The 18,591-nt window shown below is 66.7% G+C and carries 12 protein-coding genes; 5 read left to right on the forward strand and 7 right to left on the reverse strand.

The genetic code is table 11. The features are described 5' to 3' along the window. Positions 1 to 137: 137 nt before the first annotated feature. Positions 138 to 4,361: an Eco57I restriction-modification methylase domain-containing protein gene (locus ACYQZ5_RS01255; protein ID WP_379730599.1), complete on the forward strand. Its 4,224-nt coding sequence runs from the start codon at positions 138 to 140 to the stop codon at positions 4,359 to 4,361. Between the two features lie 139 nt (positions 4,362 to 4,500). On the opposite strand, the gene ACYQZ5_RS01260 is transcribed toward ACYQZ5_RS01255, so the two are convergent. After that, positions 4,501 to 7,014, reverse strand: a complete 2,514-nt coding sequence (locus ACYQZ5_RS01260) for a DNA topoisomerase I (RefSeq protein WP_379730600.1) — start codon at positions 7,012 to 7,014, stop codon at positions 4,501 to 4,503. Between the two features lie 89 nt (positions 7,015 to 7,103). On the opposite strand from ACYQZ5_RS01260, the gene ACYQZ5_RS01265 reads away from it, so the two are divergent. Continuing rightward, positions 7,104 to 7,508, forward strand: a complete 405-nt coding sequence (locus tag ACYQZ5_RS01265) for a plastocyanin/azurin family copper-binding protein (RefSeq protein ID WP_379730601.1) — start codon at positions 7,104 to 7,106, stop codon at positions 7,506 to 7,508. Between the two features lie 118 nt (positions 7,509 to 7,626). On the opposite strand, the gene ACYQZ5_RS01270 is transcribed toward ACYQZ5_RS01265, so the two are convergent. After that, complete coding sequence (locus ACYQZ5_RS01270) at positions 7,627 to 9,042, reverse strand: serine hydrolase domain-containing protein (protein ID WP_379730602.1); 1,416 nt, start codon at positions 9,040 to 9,042, stop codon at positions 7,627 to 7,629. Positions 9,043 to 9,130: 88 nt separating this feature from the next. Here ACYQZ5_RS01270 and ACYQZ5_RS01275 point away from each other — a divergent pair, with 88 nt between their 5' ends. Then, on the forward strand, positions 9,131 to 9,874 hold the full coding sequence (locus tag ACYQZ5_RS01275; protein ID WP_379730604.1) for a creatininase family protein: 744 nt from the start codon (positions 9,131 to 9,133) through the stop codon (positions 9,872 to 9,874). Between the two features lie 251 nt (positions 9,875 to 10,125). On the opposite strand, the gene ACYQZ5_RS01280 is transcribed toward ACYQZ5_RS01275, so the two are convergent. Further along, positions 10,126 to 11,952 (reverse strand): S9 family peptidase, encoded by a 1,827-nt coding sequence (locus ACYQZ5_RS01280; protein WP_379730605.1) that lies wholly within the window; start codon positions 11,950 to 11,952, stop codon positions 10,126 to 10,128. Positions 11,953 to 12,366: 414 nt separating this feature from the next. Here ACYQZ5_RS01280 and ACYQZ5_RS01285 point away from each other — a divergent pair, with 414 nt between their 5' ends. Continuing rightward, positions 12,367 to 13,788, forward strand: coding sequence for an MATE family efflux transporter (locus ACYQZ5_RS01285; RefSeq protein ID WP_459844868.1), 1,422 nt, complete (start codon positions 12,367 to 12,369; stop codon positions 13,786 to 13,788). A gap of 42 nt (positions 13,789 to 13,830) precedes the next feature. Beyond that, a complete protein-coding gene (locus ACYQZ5_RS01290) occupies positions 13,831 to 14,523 on the forward strand; it encodes a DUF8127 domain-containing protein (RefSeq protein ID WP_379731025.1) in 693 nt (230 codons plus the stop codon). Position 14,524: 1 nt separating this feature from the next. On the opposite strand, the gene gatB is transcribed toward ACYQZ5_RS01290, so the two are convergent. The 4 genes from gatB to ACYQZ5_RS01310 form a co-directional block, all read right to left on the reverse strand. After that, positions 14,525 to 16,009, reverse strand: a complete 1,485-nt coding sequence (gatB, locus tag ACYQZ5_RS01295; protein WP_379731024.1) for an Asp-tRNA(Asn)/Glu-tRNA(Gln) amidotransferase subunit GatB — start codon at positions 16,007 to 16,009, stop codon at positions 14,525 to 14,527. A 77-nt stretch (positions 16,010 to 16,086) separates the two neighbouring features. Then, the gene (locus ACYQZ5_RS01300) at positions 16,087 to 16,851 is read right to left on the reverse strand and encodes an amino acid ABC transporter ATP-binding protein (protein ID WP_379818590.1); all 765 of its coding nucleotides are present in this window, start codon (positions 16,849 to 16,851) and stop codon (positions 16,087 to 16,089) included. Beyond that, positions 16,848 to 17,564 (reverse strand): ABC transporter permease, encoded by a 717-nt coding sequence (locus ACYQZ5_RS01305; protein WP_379731022.1) that lies wholly within the window; start codon positions 17,562 to 17,564, stop codon positions 16,848 to 16,850. Before ACYQZ5_RS01305 ends, ACYQZ5_RS01300 begins: the two co-directional genes overlap by 4 nt. A gap of 2 nt (positions 17,565 to 17,566) precedes the next feature. Next, positions 17,567 to 18,490: an ABC transporter substrate-binding protein gene (locus tag ACYQZ5_RS01310; protein WP_379731021.1), complete on the reverse strand. Its 924-nt coding sequence runs from the start codon at positions 18,488 to 18,490 to the stop codon at positions 17,567 to 17,569. Between the last annotated feature and the right edge of the window lie 101 nt (positions 18,491 to 18,591).

Genomic DNA, 18,591 nt, shown 5'->3' on the forward strand with positions numbered 1-18,591 from the left:
CTAAAAAGGGCGCGGACCGTGGTTCCCTCCCGGCGACGGTCGCGGCTCCCCCGTACGCTCGCTCGTGCCGGGCAACCGCGTGACGGCTCCGGTGGCGTCTCCCGTAGTTTCTTGTCACCTCGGAAGGAGTCGTAGCTATGAGCCAATCGACGCTCGGTAGCACGCCCTACCGTAATTCGGACCTCTTCTCGGGCTACTACCTGCAGGAGCGCGTCGACGATCTGGAGGAATGGGACTGCGACGACGAGGCGGAGGCGGTGTTCGAGGAGCTCCGGGAGCTCTGGGAGGGTGAAGGGGAACTCCTCGCGGGCTACAACGAGGACACGCTGCTGGGGTCGTGGATCGACCCGGTTCTCGACGCGCTGGGGTACGACACGATTCAGGAGACCTCGCTACCCGACACCGGCGGGTACATCGACCGCGTGCTCTACCCCGACGCCGCGGACCGGCGGGAGGCGATGTCGATGAAGCAGGACGGGCAGCTCTCGGGCGCGTTCGGGCGTGCGGCCGCGCTGCTCGAAGCGAAGCAGTGGGACACCGACTTCACCCAACGGTTCAGCGAACAGCGATCGTATCGCGACGCGTCCCACCAGGTGAAGTACTACCTCGAACACACGCCCGAGTCGCTCCAGTGGGGGATTCTGACCGACGGAAAGAAGTGGCGGCTCTACGGGACGAAGGACTACGCGACCGAGACGTACTACGAGGTCGACCTCCCGGAGATACTGGAGTCCGGGGACCTGCAGGAGTTCAAGTACTTCTACCTCTTCTTCCGCCCCGAGGCGTTCCGGGAGGTCGGCGGGAGTACGTTCCTCGAAACGGTCTGGTCGGAGAGCGAGACGGCCGCACAGGAGCTCGGGGAGGACCTGCAGGACAACGTGTTCACCGCGCTGCGGGTGCTCGGGGAGGGGTTCGTCGAGACGAACGATCTCGACATCGACCCGGACGACGAGGCGGCGCTGGCGGAGCTGAAAGAGCAGTCGCTGGTCCTGCTCTACCGGCTGATGTTCGTGCTGTACGCCGAGTCACGCAATCTGATCGATCCCGACGATCCCGAAGACCGGGCGGAGTTCCGGGAGAACTTCAGCCTCGACGAGATTCGGCTGGACGTTCACGACCGCATCGAGAGCGGAGACAGCTTCGACGACTACAGCGAGCACTCCCGCACCATCTGGTCCCAGCTTCAGGACCTGTTCCGCCTCGTCGACGCCGGGGAGGAGTCGCTGGGGATCTCGGCGTACAACGGCGGCCTGTTCGACCGCGAGCAGCACCAGTTCCTCGCCGAGAACGCGGTCGCGGACCGCTACATCGCGGAGGTGATCTATCGCCTCGGCACGACAGAGACGGCGGACGGATCGTTCGCGCTGGCGGACTACGCCGACCTCGATACGCGCCACCTCGGGACGATCTACGAGGGACTGCTGGAACACGAGTTCCGCATCGCGCCGGAAGACTACGCGGCGGTCGGCGCCGACGGCGGACAGGTCTGGAAGCCGGCGACGGAGGTCGACGACGATACGGTCGAAACCGTCGACGAGGGTGAACTGTACGTCGTCAACGACGAGGGCGAGCGGAAGGCCACGGGCGCGTACTACACGCCGGACTACGTGGTGAGCTACATCGTCGAGGAGACGATCGACCCGCTACTGGAGGAGATTCGCGAGGACCTTCGGGAGGACGGCCTCGATCCGACGGACCAAGCGTACTTCGGGCGGTTCTACGGCGCCGTGCAGGACCTGCGAATCCTCGATCCCGCGATGGGGTCGGGCCACTTCCTCACGAAGGCGACGGGCTACCTGACCGAGCAGGTGATGGAGGTCGTTCGCGAGCAGGAGGAGCAGGGCCGGGACGAGAAGCACATCAGGCGCACCATCTCGCGGGAGTGCATCTACGGCGTCGACGTCAACGGGATGGCGACGGAGTTGGCGAAACTCTCGATGTGGCTGGAAACGCTCGCCCCGGACGAGCCGCTGGCGTTCCTCGACCACCACCTGAAGTCCGGAAACTCCCTCGTCGGCAGCGACATCTCGGAAGTGCTCGGGACGGACGAACCCAGCGGGACGGAGCAGGCAACCCTGTTCGACGACTTCAGCCGCACGCGCAGGCAGGCGCTGGAGCACGTGATGGAGCTCGTGGAGGACCTGCTGGACATCGAGAACCGCACCGTCGATCAGGCCAAGCGGATGGAGGATCTCTACGAGGAGATCCGGGAAGACGACCTCTACAAGCGCCTGTTCGCGATGGCGAACGTCCACACCGCCGAGCGCTTCGACCTCGACGTGCCCGACGGCGCGTACAAGGAGATGGCGAACGCCATCGACGACACCGACGACTGGGCCGAGATCGAGAGCGAAGACTGGTACACGACGGCGCAGGCGATGGCCGAGGAGGAGCAGTTCTTCCACTGGGAACTGGAGTTCCCTGAGGTGTTCTTTGGGATGGATGGGGAGCGAAAGGACGGGGCTGGGTTCGATGCGGTTGTCGGGAATCCACCGTATGTGCGAATCCAGAATATACGTTCGAATTCTCCCCGCCTCGCTACATACATTTCTGATAAATATGTGTCCCCTACTGGAAATTTCGACCTGTATGTTTGCTTTACTGAGAAATCGTATCAGCTACTAGGGGATGGATATGCAGGTTTCATTCAGCCACACAAGTTCTTCAGAAATAACTCTGGTAAGGGACTTCGACAGTTCATCTCTGGGGATGACTCTCTCAGAAAGATTGTATCGTTCGGTCATGAGCAGGTATTTGACGGCGCTTCCGTGTATACCTGTATCTTGGTTCTCTCAAAAACTCCCACAGAGAGTTTTCAATATGCCCGGCTCTCTCCCGACCAGCTCCTTAACGTAGACCAAGATAAATTCCGTGGAATTTCTGACTATGACGAATCATCTTGGGTATTTAATTCGAAGCAGGAGACTGAAGTTCTGGACTCTATTGAAGCACAATCTTTGACTCTGGAGGATATCGCTGAGGTATATGTTGGTCTTCAGACTAGCGCTGATAGTGTCTACTTAATGAACTCTGAAGGAAGTGATGGGGAATATGAGTTAGTACGTAGCCAGGAAGATGGGGAGGTGTATCGACTTGAGTCGGAGATTCTAAAGCCATTCCTTAAAGGAGAAGATGTGGATAGATACGCATCAATTAGCACCGATAGGCGGGTCATATTCCCCTATCGAATTCGGGGTGACCAAGGTGACGCATCAGCAGAATTCATCTCCAGTTCCGAACTTGCTTCTAATTACCCAAACACATATGAATATCTCAAGCAGCATGAGGAGAAGCTCCGAAGCAGGGAGGGTGGAAAGATGGATCACGAGAGGTGGTATGACTACGTCTATCCCAAGAATCTAACAAAATTCGAACAAGAAAAAATCCTCACTCCTGAAATTGGATACGGTGGGAACTTCACACTGGATCGTGACAGTACTTATCATAAAACCAAGGTATATGGTGTTCTGCTGAGGGATAATGTCGATATCGAGGAGGAAACTCTGCTGGCACTTCTAAATAGTAATCTCCTCTGGTTCTTCATCTCTAGGACGGGGTATGCACTCCGAGGTGGCTACTTTACTTTCAAAAGAGATTATCTGTACCCGTTTGGCATCCCATCGAGTGAAGAACTGGCTCAGAATCCTTCTATTGAGCCATCATCCTCCCTGAATGGTCTCGGAGATGAAAATCATACTGCCGACGAATTACTATCTGCTGCTGCTAGTAATATTCTCAAAGCAAATTCACGTCTGGACAGTCTCAACCTCAATCTCCTTGATCACCTCGGTTCCTACGACGACGGCCAGACCCTCGCCGATATCGGCCTCACCCAACCCCCGGAGAACGCCGCCGACTCCATCCTCCAACAAACAGCAGAACAGAAGCCGAACCTCCGGGTCGGCGACTGCGAGGTCGTCCGCGAGTCGTCGTCGACGGTGGAGATCCGCCTCACTGCGCGGTACAAGCCCGAGGACGAGGACGCCCACGAGACCGACCAGTGGGGGTACACCGAGACCGATCTCCTGCCGGCGCTGCGGATCACCGACCTCACCGAAACCGAGGCCGACCTGATCGCGGCGTTCGTCCCCGTCGCCGTCGACGAGGCTGGCGGCTTCGCGGGCTTCCGCGAGACGGCGACGAAAACGAACTCGCTGGTGGATCGCCTGCGCGCGCTCACCCTCCCGCGTGTCGACGACGTGGCTGACGGACTGGAACGGTACCGCGAGACGAAGGAGCGCGCCGACGAACTGGACGCGAAGATCCAGCGCACCGACGACCTGATCGACGAGATCGTGTACGAACTGTACGGGCTGACCGACGAGGAGATCGAGATCGTCGAGGAGAGCGTGGGAGAGTAGCGGTGCGCTGCGGTTGAACTGCTAGTCCTTCGTGGACACCGACGCTGTTCGCGAACGAGCGAAGCGAGTGAGCGCCCTTTTGGCCGAGCTTTTGCGAGGAGTGGTGGGCGAAGCCCACCCGACGAGTAAAAGCTCGGAGTTAATCCGCCTTCGCCTGCCAGTCCCGCACTGACCCCGCACTCACGCCGTCGACGCTCGACGCCAGTTCGTCCGGGTCCGCTTCCTTCAGCCCCTCGACGTCCTCGACGCCGGCTTCTTCGAGCTTCTCGGCGGTCTTCTCGCCGATCCCCTCGACGGTCTCCAGTTCGGAGTCGGCCTCGCGGGCCTGGAACTCCCGGTAGTTACAGATCGGACAGCCCAGTTCCCACGGTTCGTCGTCGTCGCCGTGGACCACGAGGTGCGGGAGGTGGTGCTCCTCGCACTCCTCGTCGGTGACCTCGATCTCGCCGCGGCGGGGCAGCGGCAGCGAGTAGTCACAGTCCGGGTAGCGCGTACAGCCCACCAGTCGCGAGCCCGAACGCAGTTGCTTGATCGCGAGTTCGCCGCCGTGCTCCTCGCCACACTCCGGACAGGCGCCGATGACCCGGTCCGCCTCGGCGTCGGCCTCCTCGGCCTTGCAGAGCGGGCAGCCGTGGACGAACGTCTTCCGTCCGGCGAGCATCTTCACGCGGTTCAGGCCGTGTTCTTCGCACTCCTCGTCGAGGATCAGCGGCTTGCCGGTCGACGGGAGCGGGAGCGTGTACTCGCAGTCGGGGTAGCCGTCACAGCCGACGAAGTAGCTGCCGTAGCGGGATTTCCGGACGAGCAGGTCCTCGCCGCACTCCGGACACGGGCCGAGGATCTTGTCGGCCTTCATCGACTTCCGCAGGTGGTCCCCGACCTCCTCGCGGGACTCCCGTAGCTCCTCGAACACCGCCTCCAGCATCTCGCGGGACTCCTCGGTCACCTCGTCGAACCCCTTCTCGCCGGCGGCGATGGCGCGCATGTCCGCCTCCAACTGCGCGGTCATCTCCTCGCTGACGATGTGGTCGGCGTACTCCTCGGCGGCCTCGACGACCGCGTGGGCCAACTGCGTGGGGCGGGGCGGGTCGCCCTCCACGTAGTTGCGGTCGTACAGCTTCTCGATGGTGTTGTGGCGGGTGGACTTGGTGCCGATCCCGAGATCCTCCATCGTCTCGATCAGCCGCGACTGGCCGTAGCGCCGCGGCGGCTGGGTCTGCTTCGCGTCGAGATGCACGTCGCTGACCGCCAACTCCTCGCCGGTCGCCACGTCCGGCACTACGGTCTCGTCGGCCGAGGAGTAGGGATACACTGAGTGGTACCCCTCCTCGAGCAGGCGCTTCCCGTTTGCCTTCAGCGAGAGGCCGCGCTCGCCGCCGGCGGGCAGCGACACCTCGCCCTCGACGCCGGCGACGACGCGCAGGTGCTCCCACGTCGCCGCGGGCGCACAGGTCGCGAAGAAGCGTCGCACGACCAGTTCGTACACCTCCCACTCGTCGTCGTCCAGATCCGTCGGCATCTCGCCGGTCGGGTGGATCGGCGGGTGGTCGGTCGTCTCCTCGTCGCCCTCGGTCGGCGAGATCTCGTCCTGTTCGAGCAGCTCCTCGACGCTGTCGCCGAAGAACGTCTCCCGGAACGCCTCCAGCAGCTCCTCGGGGTCCAGATCGTCCGGGTAGACGGTGTTGTCCGTCCGCGGGTAGGTGATGTAGCCGGCGGTGTAGAGGTCCTCAGCGATGCTCATCGCGCGCTGGGCGGAGTAGCCCAGCGAGCTCGCCGCACGGATGAACTGCGTGGTGTTGAACGGCGCCGGCGGCTCGTCGGTCCGGGTCCGTCGGTTCACCTCCTCGACGGCGGCGCCGTCGGCGGAGGCGAGCGCCTCGTGGGCGGTCTCGGCGGCGGCCTCGTCCCAGATCCGGCGGGCCTCGTTGCCGTCCTCGTCGAGGTAGAAGTACTGCGCCTCGAAGCCGGAGCCGCCGTCCTTCGTGAGATCAGCGAAGAGCTCCCAGTAGTCGTCGGGGTCGAACGCCTGGATCTCGCGCTCCCGGTCGACCAGCAGCTTCAGCGTCGGCCCCTGCACTCGGCCGACGGAGATGAAGTCCTCGCCGAGCTGGCCCGCAGAGAGCGAGAGGAACCGAGTGAGCGCGGCGCCCCACACCAGATCGACGGTCTGGCGCGCCTCGCCCGCGGCCGCGAGGTCGAAGTCGAGTTCGCCCGTGTTCGCGAACGCCTCCTGCACCTCGTTCTCGGTGATGGAGGAGAACCGCGCGCGCTCGATGGGTACCGACTCGTCGACGTCGCGGACGATGTCGAACGCCTCCTTCCCGATGAGTTCGCCCTCGCGGTCGTAGTCGGTCGCGATGATCACGCGGTCGGCGTCGCGGGAGAGCCGCCGGAGCGCGGCGACGATCGCCTCCTGCGTGGGTTCGGTGTCGATCGGCGCGTCGATGAGTTCGTGTGGCTCGACGTCCCGCCAGTCGTCGTACTCCGGCGGGAAGTCGACGCCGACGACGTGGCCCGAGAGGCCGATCACCCGCGTGCCCCCCCAGCCGTAGACGTTGACGCCGTTGACCCGCTCGGCGTCGGCGGTGCCGTCGCTGAGGATCTCCGCGATGCGACGGGCCGCGTTGTCCTTCTCGGTGACGATGAGTTCCATTCGCTACCGGCAGTACACTGCTCCCCGGCCTAAACGTTTCGCGCTCCGGGATCGGAAGACATGTTCCTCGCGCGCGCTCACGCTCGCGTATGCGACGCTCACGCCGTGCGTTCCTCCGCCGTGGCACCGCAGCGATCGCGTCGGCGACGGCACTCGCCGGCTGTTCCGGCGACGACGCGACCCCGACCAGCAGCTTCGACGGCCCGGTCGTCGAGGTCGGTCCCAGCGGGGACACCGTCTTCACTCCGGGGACGGACGAACCGCTCCGGATCGAGGCCGGCACCCGGGTCCAGTGGCGCTGGCGATCGGCCAACCACAACGTCGTCGTCAGGGACCAGCCCGCCGACGCCGACTGGGGCGGCGAGCCGGATATCCACAACACGGGCCACACCTACGAGTTCACCTTCGAGGTGCCCGGCGAGTACCACTACGTCTGCGAGCCCCACGAGCGGATGGGGATGGTCGGCGACGTGATCGTGGAATCGACGGAGTAGTTCGGCCGATAGTCCACGTGTTCGGACTGTTCTCGTGCGTTTCACCGGGTGGCACCGGATCGAGGTGTCGAACCGATAAATCGGATACTACGATACAGAACTGCGTTCCGGTCGCGAATCAGCGCGCTTCTCGCAGCCGCCACCGGTCGATCAGTAGTGACGCCTCGCCGTCCTCGACTCGGAACTCCACCGGTTCGCGCCGGCCCGCCGAATCGACGGTCTCGTACTGGTACACTGCGTCGGCGTCCCGGCTGTCGGATTCGTCCGGCTCGGCCGGGAACAGTACCGCCTCGCCGTCCTTCAGCGGGTGGTCGAAGTCCACGCGGAGCGTGGCGCCGTCGCGCTCGACGGTCGCGCCCATCACCCCCTCGTACGCGCTGTACTCCCCGGCGAGTCGCCGGTGGCGCCGGCGCAGGCGGAAGAACGGCACGGATTCCGCCGGATCCTCGTCCAGCACCGTCGCGAGCACGCCCTCGCCGACGACGCCCAGCGGGAACGCCGGCGAGGTGTTCGCGGCCAGCGCGACGCCGACCCCCTCGTCGGGGAGGAACCCCTGATACGCCGAGGAGACGGTGATCGATCCCGAGTGGCCGAGCAGCGTTCGATCACCGAGGAACCCTTCGTCCCGGAACCAGCCGTAGCCGTACTGGCGGTCCGGCCCCTCGCGGCCGGGAGAGGTGCCCGGCACGTCGATGTACCCTTCGTGTGCTCGCGCGAGCGTCTCCGCGTCGAGCAGGCGCTCGCCCGCGGCCGCCCCGCCGTTCAGGTGGAGGCGGAGGTACTGCGCCATCTCCGAGACCGAGGTGAGGATGCCGCCCGTCGCGGCGCCGATGTCGCGGGTCGGGAGCGACGACGCCATCAGCCCGTCCTCGGTCTGCCGGTATTGGGTCATGTGGTCGTCGGCCATCGAGAACTCGTGGTCGTCGAACGTCGAGCGCTCCATCCCTAGCGGCTCGAACACGTGCTCGGCGACGTACTCCTCGAACGGCTTGCCCGTCAGCGACTCGACCGTCTCGCCCAGCAGCGCGTAGCCCGTGTTGCAGTAGGCGAAGCGTTCGCCCGGCGGGTCGGTTCGCTCGGCGTCGGCGCCGTCGACGTGGGCGTAGAAGTCCTCGATATCGCCCAGCGGCACGTTCGGATCCGGGAGCCGCAGCCGCCGGGCGAGCAGCGTCTCGCTCACGCCGAGCGAGGGTAGCCCCGATGAGTGCGTCAGCAGGTGGTGTAGCGTCGGCTCCGGCTCCTCGAACTCGACCGGAGTGTACGCGGAGACGGGGTCGTCGAGGTTACAGATCCCGCTCTCGGCCAGTTGCAGCAGTGCGACGCCGGCGAACGACTTGGTACAGGAGGCGATCCCGTACAGCGTTTCGGGGGTCGCGGGGCGGTTCCCCGCGAGGTCGCGGGAGCCGAACCCCTCGGCGAACAGGGTGTCGTCGGCGTCGGTGACCGCGACGCTCAGTCCGGGGAGGTTCTCCTCGCGGACGACCCGGCGACAGAGCCGGGCGATCTCGCGTTCGGTGTCGGCGTCGATGGACATACCGCCGCTCGGGCGCCCGGCCCGAAGAAGGTGCGGGCGGGTCGCCCGTCCCCGTAGCTCTTTGCCCCGGCCCGCCCCACGGCCACGTATGCCCGAGACCGACGACGACCTGACGACGATGACGTGGGAGGACGCCGAGGACGCCTTCGCCGACGCCGACGCCGCGCTCCTGGGGACGGGGAGCGTCGAACAGCACTCGGTCCACCTGCCCGTCTCGGTGGACACGCTCCGCGCCGAGCACCTGACCGAGGAGCTGATCGACGCGGCCGACGAACACGACCTGCAGTTCGTCCGCCTGCCGACGATGCCCTACGGGATGAGCGAGCACCACATGAACTTCCCCGGGACGATCACGCTCGACCCGCTGACCTACGAGGACGCGATCGTCGAGATCGGCGCCAGCCTCGCCCGCCACGGCGTCGAGCGGTTCGTGATCGTCAACTGCCACGGCGGCAACCGCGAGCCGCTATCGAACGCGGCCGACCGGCTCGTCCGGGAGTACGACCTCCCGACTCACTTCGTCCACTGGACGGACTTCGCCCGCGAGCGCCTGCAGGAGGTGTTCGGCGAGGGCTGGGGCCACGCCGGCGACCACGAGACCAGCGTGATCGAGCACTACCGCCCGGATCTGGTGAAGGAGGGGAAGAAGGAGCCACAGAACGCCAAAGAGATGCCCGAGACGGCCAGCTACGGCTACTTCGACCGCGTGACCGACCTCGGCGGGCTGGGCGATCCGACCAACGCCGACCCCGAGGCGGTCGCCGAGGTGATCGACCACGGGACCGAGGAGATTCTCGAAGCGCTCAAAAGCGATATCGACGCCGGGTGGTAGATCGACAGTAGAACAGTCCCGACACGTCCGTTTCCCGCTTGGCTGTGCGGTGGCGCGAAGCGTCGGCGCCTCCGTGCGCCGACCGAGCGCGAGGGATGAGCGAGTGAGCGGAGCGAACGAGCGAATCGGTTGGGGAGGCTCGTGGGCTGTGCGGGGCGGTGCGGTCGCAAGTGGTCAACGATCGAGCCGCTGTCGCTGTTCGGGGTCGCGGTACGGTCGGATCTCCTCACTTCCTTCGAAAAGCCACCGACTTAGACGTGCTCCTCCAAGAACGCCGAAATCCGTTCGAACTCCTCGATCAGGTTCTCCCGATCGGTCGTGTGGTGGCCCTCGTCCTCGAAGATGCACGTCTCCACCGGAATCCCCCGCGCCTCGACGGCTTCAGCGATCTGCTCGGCCTCGCTCACGGGCACGCGCGGGTCGTTCGCGCCGTGCTGGATAAAGAGCGGACACTGGATCTCGTCCACGTCGTGGATCGGCGAGATGCGCTCCAGCAGTTCGGGATCGTCCAGACTCCCGTACTCCGCGGCGCGGTGCTCGCGCCGCCACTCGCCGGTGTTCTCGAGGAACGTCTGGAAGTCCGCGATGCCGACGAAATCCACCGCGGCGGCCCAGAGATTGGGGTACTGCGTGATCGCCGAGAGCACCATGAAGCCGCCGTAGGAGCGCCCGTAGGCGATCAGGCGGTCGGTGTCCGCCGCGGGCTGGCGCTCCAGCCAGTTCACCGCGTACTCGATGTCTTTCACCGAGTCGAGGCGCTTCTCCTGATCGTCGAGGTGGGTGTACGTCTTCCCGTAGCCCGAGGAGCCGCGGACGTTCGGCTCCAGCACCGCGTACCCCTGATTCAGGAAGTACTGCTTCGTCGGGTAGAACCACGGCCGGCGCTGGTGTTCCGGGCCGCCGTGGATGTCGACCATCACCGGCACCTGTCCGTCGCTGCCGTCCTCGCTCACGCCTTCGGGGAGCGTCCAGTAGGCGGGGATCTCCCGCCCGTCGAACGTCTCGTAGCGGATGGTTTCGGAGCGCAGGAACCGATCCTCCGGAATCCCGAGCGTGCCCGGAGCCGTCCAGCGCTCGGTGTCGCCGGATTCTGTCCCGGCCACGTACACCGAGTGCGGGTGATCGTCGGCGCTGAACTCGATCGCCGCGCGCTCGCCGTCGGGACCGAGTTCCACGCCGGCGACGACGCCCTCAGGGACGTCCGGCTGGGTGGTATCGACGATCTCGCTCCCGTCGTCTGAGAGCGCGCCGAGGTACGTCTCCGAGTAGCCGTCGACGTTGACGGTGTACGCCGCCCGGCCGCTGTCGGCGTCGATCTGGAGCGAATCGACGTTCCAGTCGTCGTGACCCGGCTCGACCGTTTCGACGCTCTCGACCCCTCGATCGCCGCGCTCCGCGGGGTCGATCCGGCCGACGTACGCCGTTTCCGCCCCGTAGTCGGTCACCGCGTACAGGTCGCCGTCGGGGCCGAACGCGACGTGGTGGTAGCGCGCCGCCTCGTCGGCGTCGGTCAGGCGTTCGGCGTCGCCGCCGTCGATGTCCAGCCAGTAGAGCACCTGATCCGCGCTGGAGTTCGACTCCTGCAGGACGAGCGCGTCGCCGTCGGGGTGCCACGCCGCAACGCCGACGAAACCGCCCGGCCCCTCCCAGACGAGGTCGGCCGATTCCGCGTCGCGGCCCTGTACGTACACGTCGAACGTGTCGCCCTGCCGCCGATTGGCGGCGAACGCGAACTGCTCGCCGTCGGGTCCCCACCCGCCCCAGAGGTGTTTGGCCTCGGGCTGGTCGGTGAGTTGGTGCTCCTCGCCGGTCGCGAGGTCGTAGCGGTAGAGCTGGTCGCGCTCGTTGCTCCCCTCGTCCATCCCGAACATCAGTTCCGCCCGGGTGGGGGAGGCGTCGACGAACGAGACGCGCTCGTCGTGGGCGGTCAGGCGCTCGGGGTAGCTGTCGGGTTCGTCGAGGCGGTAGACCTGCGGTGTGCCGGTGGTGTCGGCGAGATACGCGAGTGTGTCGTTTACGGTGAAGGTGGGCGTGTCGGTGCTGTCGATGCCGAGGTAGCGGGCGATGGGGTAGCTCACGGGGACGTGTGGTGAGGGGTGGGAGAAAGGGGTTCGGGAGCGGGCTGTGTGTGCCGGGATTCGTACGAGATTGTCTCAGAGACAGTGCGATGAACAGGGTCAGCAACACCGTGAAAGCCCCTGCCCGCTCGGCTCGCGCGGCTCGCTGCGCTCCTCGCTTCGCTGCGGTGCTTGCGTCGCCGTGCTTCGCCGAGCGGACAGCCCCTTTCAGTCCCACCCGAAACCGCACAGCCCACACGCCTCCCCAGCCGACTCCCTCCTTCGCTTCGCTCAGTCGGTCGTCCCTCGCGCTGAGGCGCGGCACAGGGCCGCGCCCGCTTCGCGCCACCGCACAGCCGGATTCGGAACGAGAGAACCCCACCAGTTCGACCGCAACGGCGGGATTTATCGCCCCCCGGAACCCACCGCACCCCCGTGAGCGACGACGCCCGCGTCGACATGACCACCGGCGCGATCACGCCCAAACTGTTCGCGCTCTCGTGGCCGCTGGTGCTCGGCAACCTCGTCCAGACTCTCTACAACCTCGCGGACATGTTCTGGGTCGGGCGCGTCAACGCGGAGGCGGTGGCGGCGGTGTCGCTGATGTTCCCCACCTCGTGGATGTTCGTCTCGGTCGCGATGGGGATCACCGCCGCCGCGGTCGCGCTGGTGTCGCAGTACGTCGGCGCCGACGAGCGCCGGAAAGCCGACCACGCGGTCGGGCAGACCGTGCTGCTGACCGTCGCCGTCGGCCTCGCGCTGGCGGCGATCGGCTTCACGATCCGCTACCCGCTCGTGAGCCTCATCGGCGCGCAGGGGCAGGTGTTCACCTACTCGATGGACTACCTCGAACCGATCCTCGCAGCGATTCCCTTCACCTTCCTCTTCTTCGCGTTCCGCGCGGTCCTGCGCGCCGCGGGGGACGTGCGGACGGCGATGTGGCTGGTAGTCCTCTCTGCGGGCGTGAACGTGATCCTCGACCCGTTCCTGATTCTCGGCTGGACGCTCGTCGAGGGCGCGCCGATCGTCGGCACGATCACCTTCCCCGCGATGGGTGTGCGGGGGGCGGGGATCGCGACGCTGATCTCCCGGGTGCTCGCCGCGCTGGTGGGGCTCGGCGTCCTGCTCCACGGCGGCTGGGGCGTCCGACTCCGCCTTCCGGACCTGAAACCCGATCGCGAGGTGCTCACGGATCTGGTCCGCATCGGCGCGCCCGGCACCGGCGACGGGCTCGCGCGCTCCTTTGCGGCCGTCTTCTTCGCCGCGCTGGTCGCCCGGTTCGGGCCGATCGCGACCGCCGCCTACGGGATCGGAATCCGGCTGATGTCCGTCTCGTGGACCGTCTCCGGCGCGGTCGGGCAGGCGACCGCCACGGGCGTCGGGCAGAACCTCGGCGCCGACACGCCCGAGCGCGCCGAGGAGGTGACGTGGAAGGCGACCGCGGCGACGATGGTGTTCCTGTTCGCCGCCGGGGCGCTGGCGTTCGTCTACCCGGCGACGGCGGTCGGGCTGTTCATCGACGAGCAGCCCGTGATCGACGCCGGGGTCGTCCTGCTCCGGATCATCGCGCCGTTCTGGGCGTTCATGGGCGGGCTGATGGTGATCCAGGGCGGCTTCCGCGGCGCCGGGCAGACCGCGCAGGCGATGGCGCTCTCGCTGGCCTCGCGCTGGCTGTTCCGCATCCCGGTCGCGTGGCTGCTGGCGTACTACCTCGCGTGGGACGCCGCCGGGCTCTGGTGGGCGATGGCGTTCTCGGGCGTGATCACGTTCGTCATCGGCGCCGCGTGGTTCAACCTCGGCCGCTGGCAGGAGGGCGTCGTCGACACCGGGCCGAACGTCGCGGCCGGCGACGATTAGGCCGGGACCGGATTTTTCCGTCGTCCGGCGCTGGCTCCCCCCATGCGCCCTCCAACACGACGCGAACTCACGGTCGCGGTCGCCGTCCTGCTGATCGCGGTGCCGATCTGGGCCCCGCCGCTCGACGTGACGGGGCCGGACTACCGCTACGAGACGGCCGAGCTCTCGACCCAGAACGGGAAACTGGCGGTCGATACTCCGGACGGCAGCCACGTCCACGACGTCGAGGGGATCGACTGCTTCGACCGCTCGTTCGAGTTCACCCGGCGGTGCTTCTACGACGGCGGCGCCATCGACGGCAACGTCACGGGGGTGAACCCCAGCATCGTCGACGTCTCCGACCCGGCGGCGGCCGGCGAACTCACCCGGACCGGGGACGACGAGTACGTGATGCTCGCCGACGAGATCTACCGACGCTCGACGACGTTCGTCGACGCCAACGAGTCCGTCGGGGTGACGGTCGAACTCGGCGTCGAGCGCGTCGATCCGGCGACGGCGCTGGCGGACGTGGCACACGAGGAGGTCTCCGAGCCGGCGAGAACCGCGATCGAGACAGGATCGGTCACGACCGACGAGCCGATCGAGGACGCGAACGAGGTGCTCGTGGTCGACGGCGAGTACTACGTCGTCTTCGAGGAGTCCCAACAGCGGTCGTACCCGGCGAACCCCGGCACTGAACGGCTGTTCGAAGCTGTCTCGGTCGCCGCGGGCGGGTGGCTGCTACTCCGGAGCTGAGCTACTCGAGGCGCTCCCGCAGTAGCTGATTCACCTGCCCGGGGTCGGCCGAGCCGCCGGTCTTCCCCATCACCTGCCCGACGAGGAAGTTCAGCGCCCCCTCGTCGCCGGACTCGTAGTCCTCGATGGCGCCGGGGTTCTCCTCGATCGCCTCCGCGACGGCCTGCTCGACCTCGCCGCCGCTGGCCTTCCCGAGGTCTTCCGCTTCGATGATCTCGTCGGGGTGCTCGCCCTCGTCGAGCATCCGGCGGAGCACGACCTCCTCGGCGTTCTTCGCGGTGAGCTCGTCCTCCGCGACGAGGCGGATCACGTGCTCGATCTCGTCGAGGCGGTCGGTCACGTCGGCGACGGCCATGTCGCGGTAGTTCAGTTCGCCGAGGAGGTTGTCCGCGACCCACGTCGCCGCGAGGTCGGGCTCGAACTCCTCGGCGAGCTGCTCGTACAGGTCCGCGACCGACTTCCGCGAGGTGAGCTTCGAGGCGGCCTCCTCGCTCAGCCCGTACTCCTCGCGGAAGCGCTCGCGGCGGTCGTCGGGCAGTTCGGGGATCGGGATGCGCTCCTTCCAGTCGGAGACTTGGAGGGGGGGTAGGTCGGCCTCGCGGAAGTAGCGGTAGTCCTTCTCCTCCTCCTTCGAGCGCATCGAGACGGTGACGCCGCGGCTCTCGTCCCAGTGGCGGGTCTCCTGTTCGACCTCGCGGCCGCGCTTGACGGCGTTTTTCTGCCGAGTGATCTCGTAGGCCAGCGCCTGCTCGGCGCCCTTGTGGCTGGAGATGTTCTTGACCTCCGTGCGGTTGGCCTCGTCCCGTGCGTCCTCGTCGAGTTCGCCGTCCTCGCTGATCGCGTCGGCGGGGACCAGCGAGATGTTGGCGTCGACGCGCAGGCTGCCGTCGCGGTTGGCGTCGAACACGCCGAGGTACTCGAGCACCTCCTCCAGTTTCGCGAGGAACTCGCGGGTCTCGGCGGGCGAGCGGAAGTCCGGCCGCGTGACGATCTCCATCAGCGGCGTGCCCGCGCGGTTGTAGTTGACGAGGGTGTAGTCGGCGGTGTCGATGTTGCCGCCCTCGTGCTGGATGCTGCCGGGGTCCTCCTCGAGGTGGGCGCGCCGGACGCCGATGGTGCGGCGCTCGCCCTCGACGCGCACTTCGAGTTCGCCGTCGGCACAGATCGGCGCGTCGTACTGGGTGAGCTGGAACCCCTTCGGCAGGTCGGGGTAGAAGTAGTTCTTCCGGTGGAACGTGGTCTCCTCGGGGATGTCGGCGTCGAGCGCCTTCCCGATCTTGACCGCCGACTCGACGGCGGCCTCGTTGAGCACGGGCAGCGCGCCCGGCAGCCCCAGACAGACGGGGCAGGTGCGGCTGTTCGGCTCCTCGTCGTCGGCGGCGTCGGTCGAGCAGCTACAGAAGATCTTCGTGTCGGTCTCCAGTTGGACGTGGACCTCCAGCCCGATGACGGCCGCGAGCTCCCGGTCCGCGAGCGCCTGACTCATTGGTTCTCGGTTCCCGTGGTTCGTGGTTAAGCGTGTCGGGACGGCAGGAACGCCCGTCGGCCCGCCCTCCGATCCGCTCAGTACACCAGCTCCCCGGAGATGAACTTCCGGGTGCGCTCGTCGCTGGGGTCCTCGAAGATCCGCTCGGTGGGGCCGATCTCGGTGAACCCGTCGCCGAGCAGCACGCCGACGCGGTCGGCGACGCGCTCGGCCTGGTGCATGTCGTGGGTCGCGATCACGACGCCGATGCCGCGGTCGCGGGCCTCGCCGATCGCCGCCTCGATCAGCCCCGTGTTCCGCGGGTCGAGGTCGGAGGTCGGCTCGTCGAGCAGGAGGTAGTCGGGTTCGTACGCGAGCGCCCGTGCGAAGGAGACGCGCTGGGCCTCGCCGCCCGAGAGCGACCCCGCCGGCTGGTCGAGCTTGTGGTCCAACCCGACGATATCGAGCGCGTCCGTCACGGCCTCGGGCGGCTCGGGCGACCCGACGAGCGACCGGAACTGCCGGCGGATGCGGTCGTCCCAGTCCCGCCGGACCCGCAGCCCGTACTCGACGTTCCGGGCGACCGTGGCGTCGAACAGGCTGGCCTCCTGAAACACCATCCCGACCCGCCGCCGGAGCGCCAGCCGTTCCTCCTCGTCGGCGTCCCAGACGGACTGGCCGTCGAGTTCGACACGCCCCTCGTCGGGTTCGAGGAACAGCGAGAGCACCCGTAGCAGCGTGGTCTTCCCGACGCCGGAGGGGCCGATAACGGCGGTTACCTCGCCCTGCTCGATCGAGAGCGACACGTCGTCGACGACCGCCTCCTCGTCGTAGGCGTGGGCGACTCCGTCGAGCCGGATCATCGGTTCACCGCCTCCGTGTCGCCGAGTCGGACGACGATCGCGTTGACGAGCAGCACGAGCGCCACCAGCACCGCGCCGAGCACGAGCGCGGTGTCGTACTGGCCCTGTCGGGCCTCCAGTTGGATCGCGGTCGTCAGCGTCCGCGTCTGGGAGATGCCGTCGGCGCTGGTGATGTTCCCGCCGACGATCAGCACCGACCCGACCTCGCTGATCGCCCGACCGAAGCCGGCGAGCACGGCGGTCGCGATGCCGTAGCGGGCCTCCTTGATCACCACGAGCGCCGTGTCGAGACGCGTGCCGCCGAGGACGCGGGCGGCGTCGCGGACGTTTTCGTCGACGCCAGTGATGGCCGCGAGGCTGATCGCGGTGATCGGCGGCGTCGCGAGCACGAACTGGGAGATGATCATCGCCTCCTTGGTGAAGATCAGGTCCAGCGGCCCGAGCGGCCCCTGGTTCGAGACGGTGAACAGCACCAGCAGCCCGACGACGACGCTGGGAAAGCCCATCCCGGTGTTGATGATCGACTTCACGAACTGCTTGCCCGGGAACTCGGTGAAGCCCATGAGGAGCGCGACGGGGATGCTGACCAGCGTGCTCAGCGCGACCGCGGTACAGCTCACGTACAGCGAGACGGAGATTATGCTCTGGACGTACCCGTCCTCGAAGGGGAGTTCGACGAGCAGGGGGAGCAGCACGACCGGATCGAACGGCACGGTTACTCGCTGGACGAGTCGCTACTCCAACCTTCCGGAACGTACTGCTGGAAGTCGGGGTCCTCCGAGATCGCCCGCGGGTAGAACAGCTGTTCCCCGTTCATCTCGTAGTTCGCGATGGCGTCCTGGGCGCCGGGGCTGGTGATCCAGCCGATGTACGCCATCGCGAGGTCGTAGTTGACGTTCTCGTGGACGCCGGGGTTGACAGCCATGATCCCGTAGGGGTTCGAGAGGATCTCCGGCCCGCCCTCGATCGGCCCCTGGACGAGGATCGTGAGGTCGATCTCCGAGCGCTGGGAGATGAAGGTCCCGCGGTCCGAGAGCGTGTAGGCGTCCTGCTGGTTCGCGTTGTTGAGCGCCTCGCCCATCCCGGCGCCGATCTCCTGGTACCAGTCGCCGCCGGGTTCGACGCCCGCGGCGTCCCAGAGGTTCAGCTCCTTCGTGTGCGTCCCGGAGTTGTCGCCGCGGGAGACGAACGCCGCCTCCTGCTCGGCGATGGCGGCCAGCGCCTCGGTCGCCGACTCCATCCCCTGAATCCCCGCGGGGTCGCTCTCTGGCCCGACGATCACGAAGTCGTTGAACATCAGATCCCGGCGGTTGATCCCGTAGCCGTTGCGCATGAACTCGTCCTCCAGCCCGCGGGCGTGGACCATCACCACGTCCGAGTCGCCGTTGCGGGCGGTCTCCAGCGCCGCCCCCGTCCCCTGTGCGACGGCGTCGACGGTGACGCCGTACATGTCCTCGAACTCGGGATGGATCGCGTCGAGCAACCCCGTGTCGTACGTGCTCGTCGTGGTAGTGAGCGTCAGCGTCTCCCCCGCCACGCCCGGCCCGCCCTCGGACTCGGATCCGGTGACCTGCGTACAGCCGGCGGTGCTCGCGATTGCGGCCAGCCCGACCCCCTGCAGGAACTTCCGTCGTTGCATCGTACTCGGCATAACGCCGGCGGGGGAAAAACGTTCGCTTCTCGGAGTAACTGTTCGAAGTTACATATTGCCGTATATTCGGGAGCACGCGGCGATCGGAG

Source organism: Halolamina salina (genome assembly GCF_054653455.1).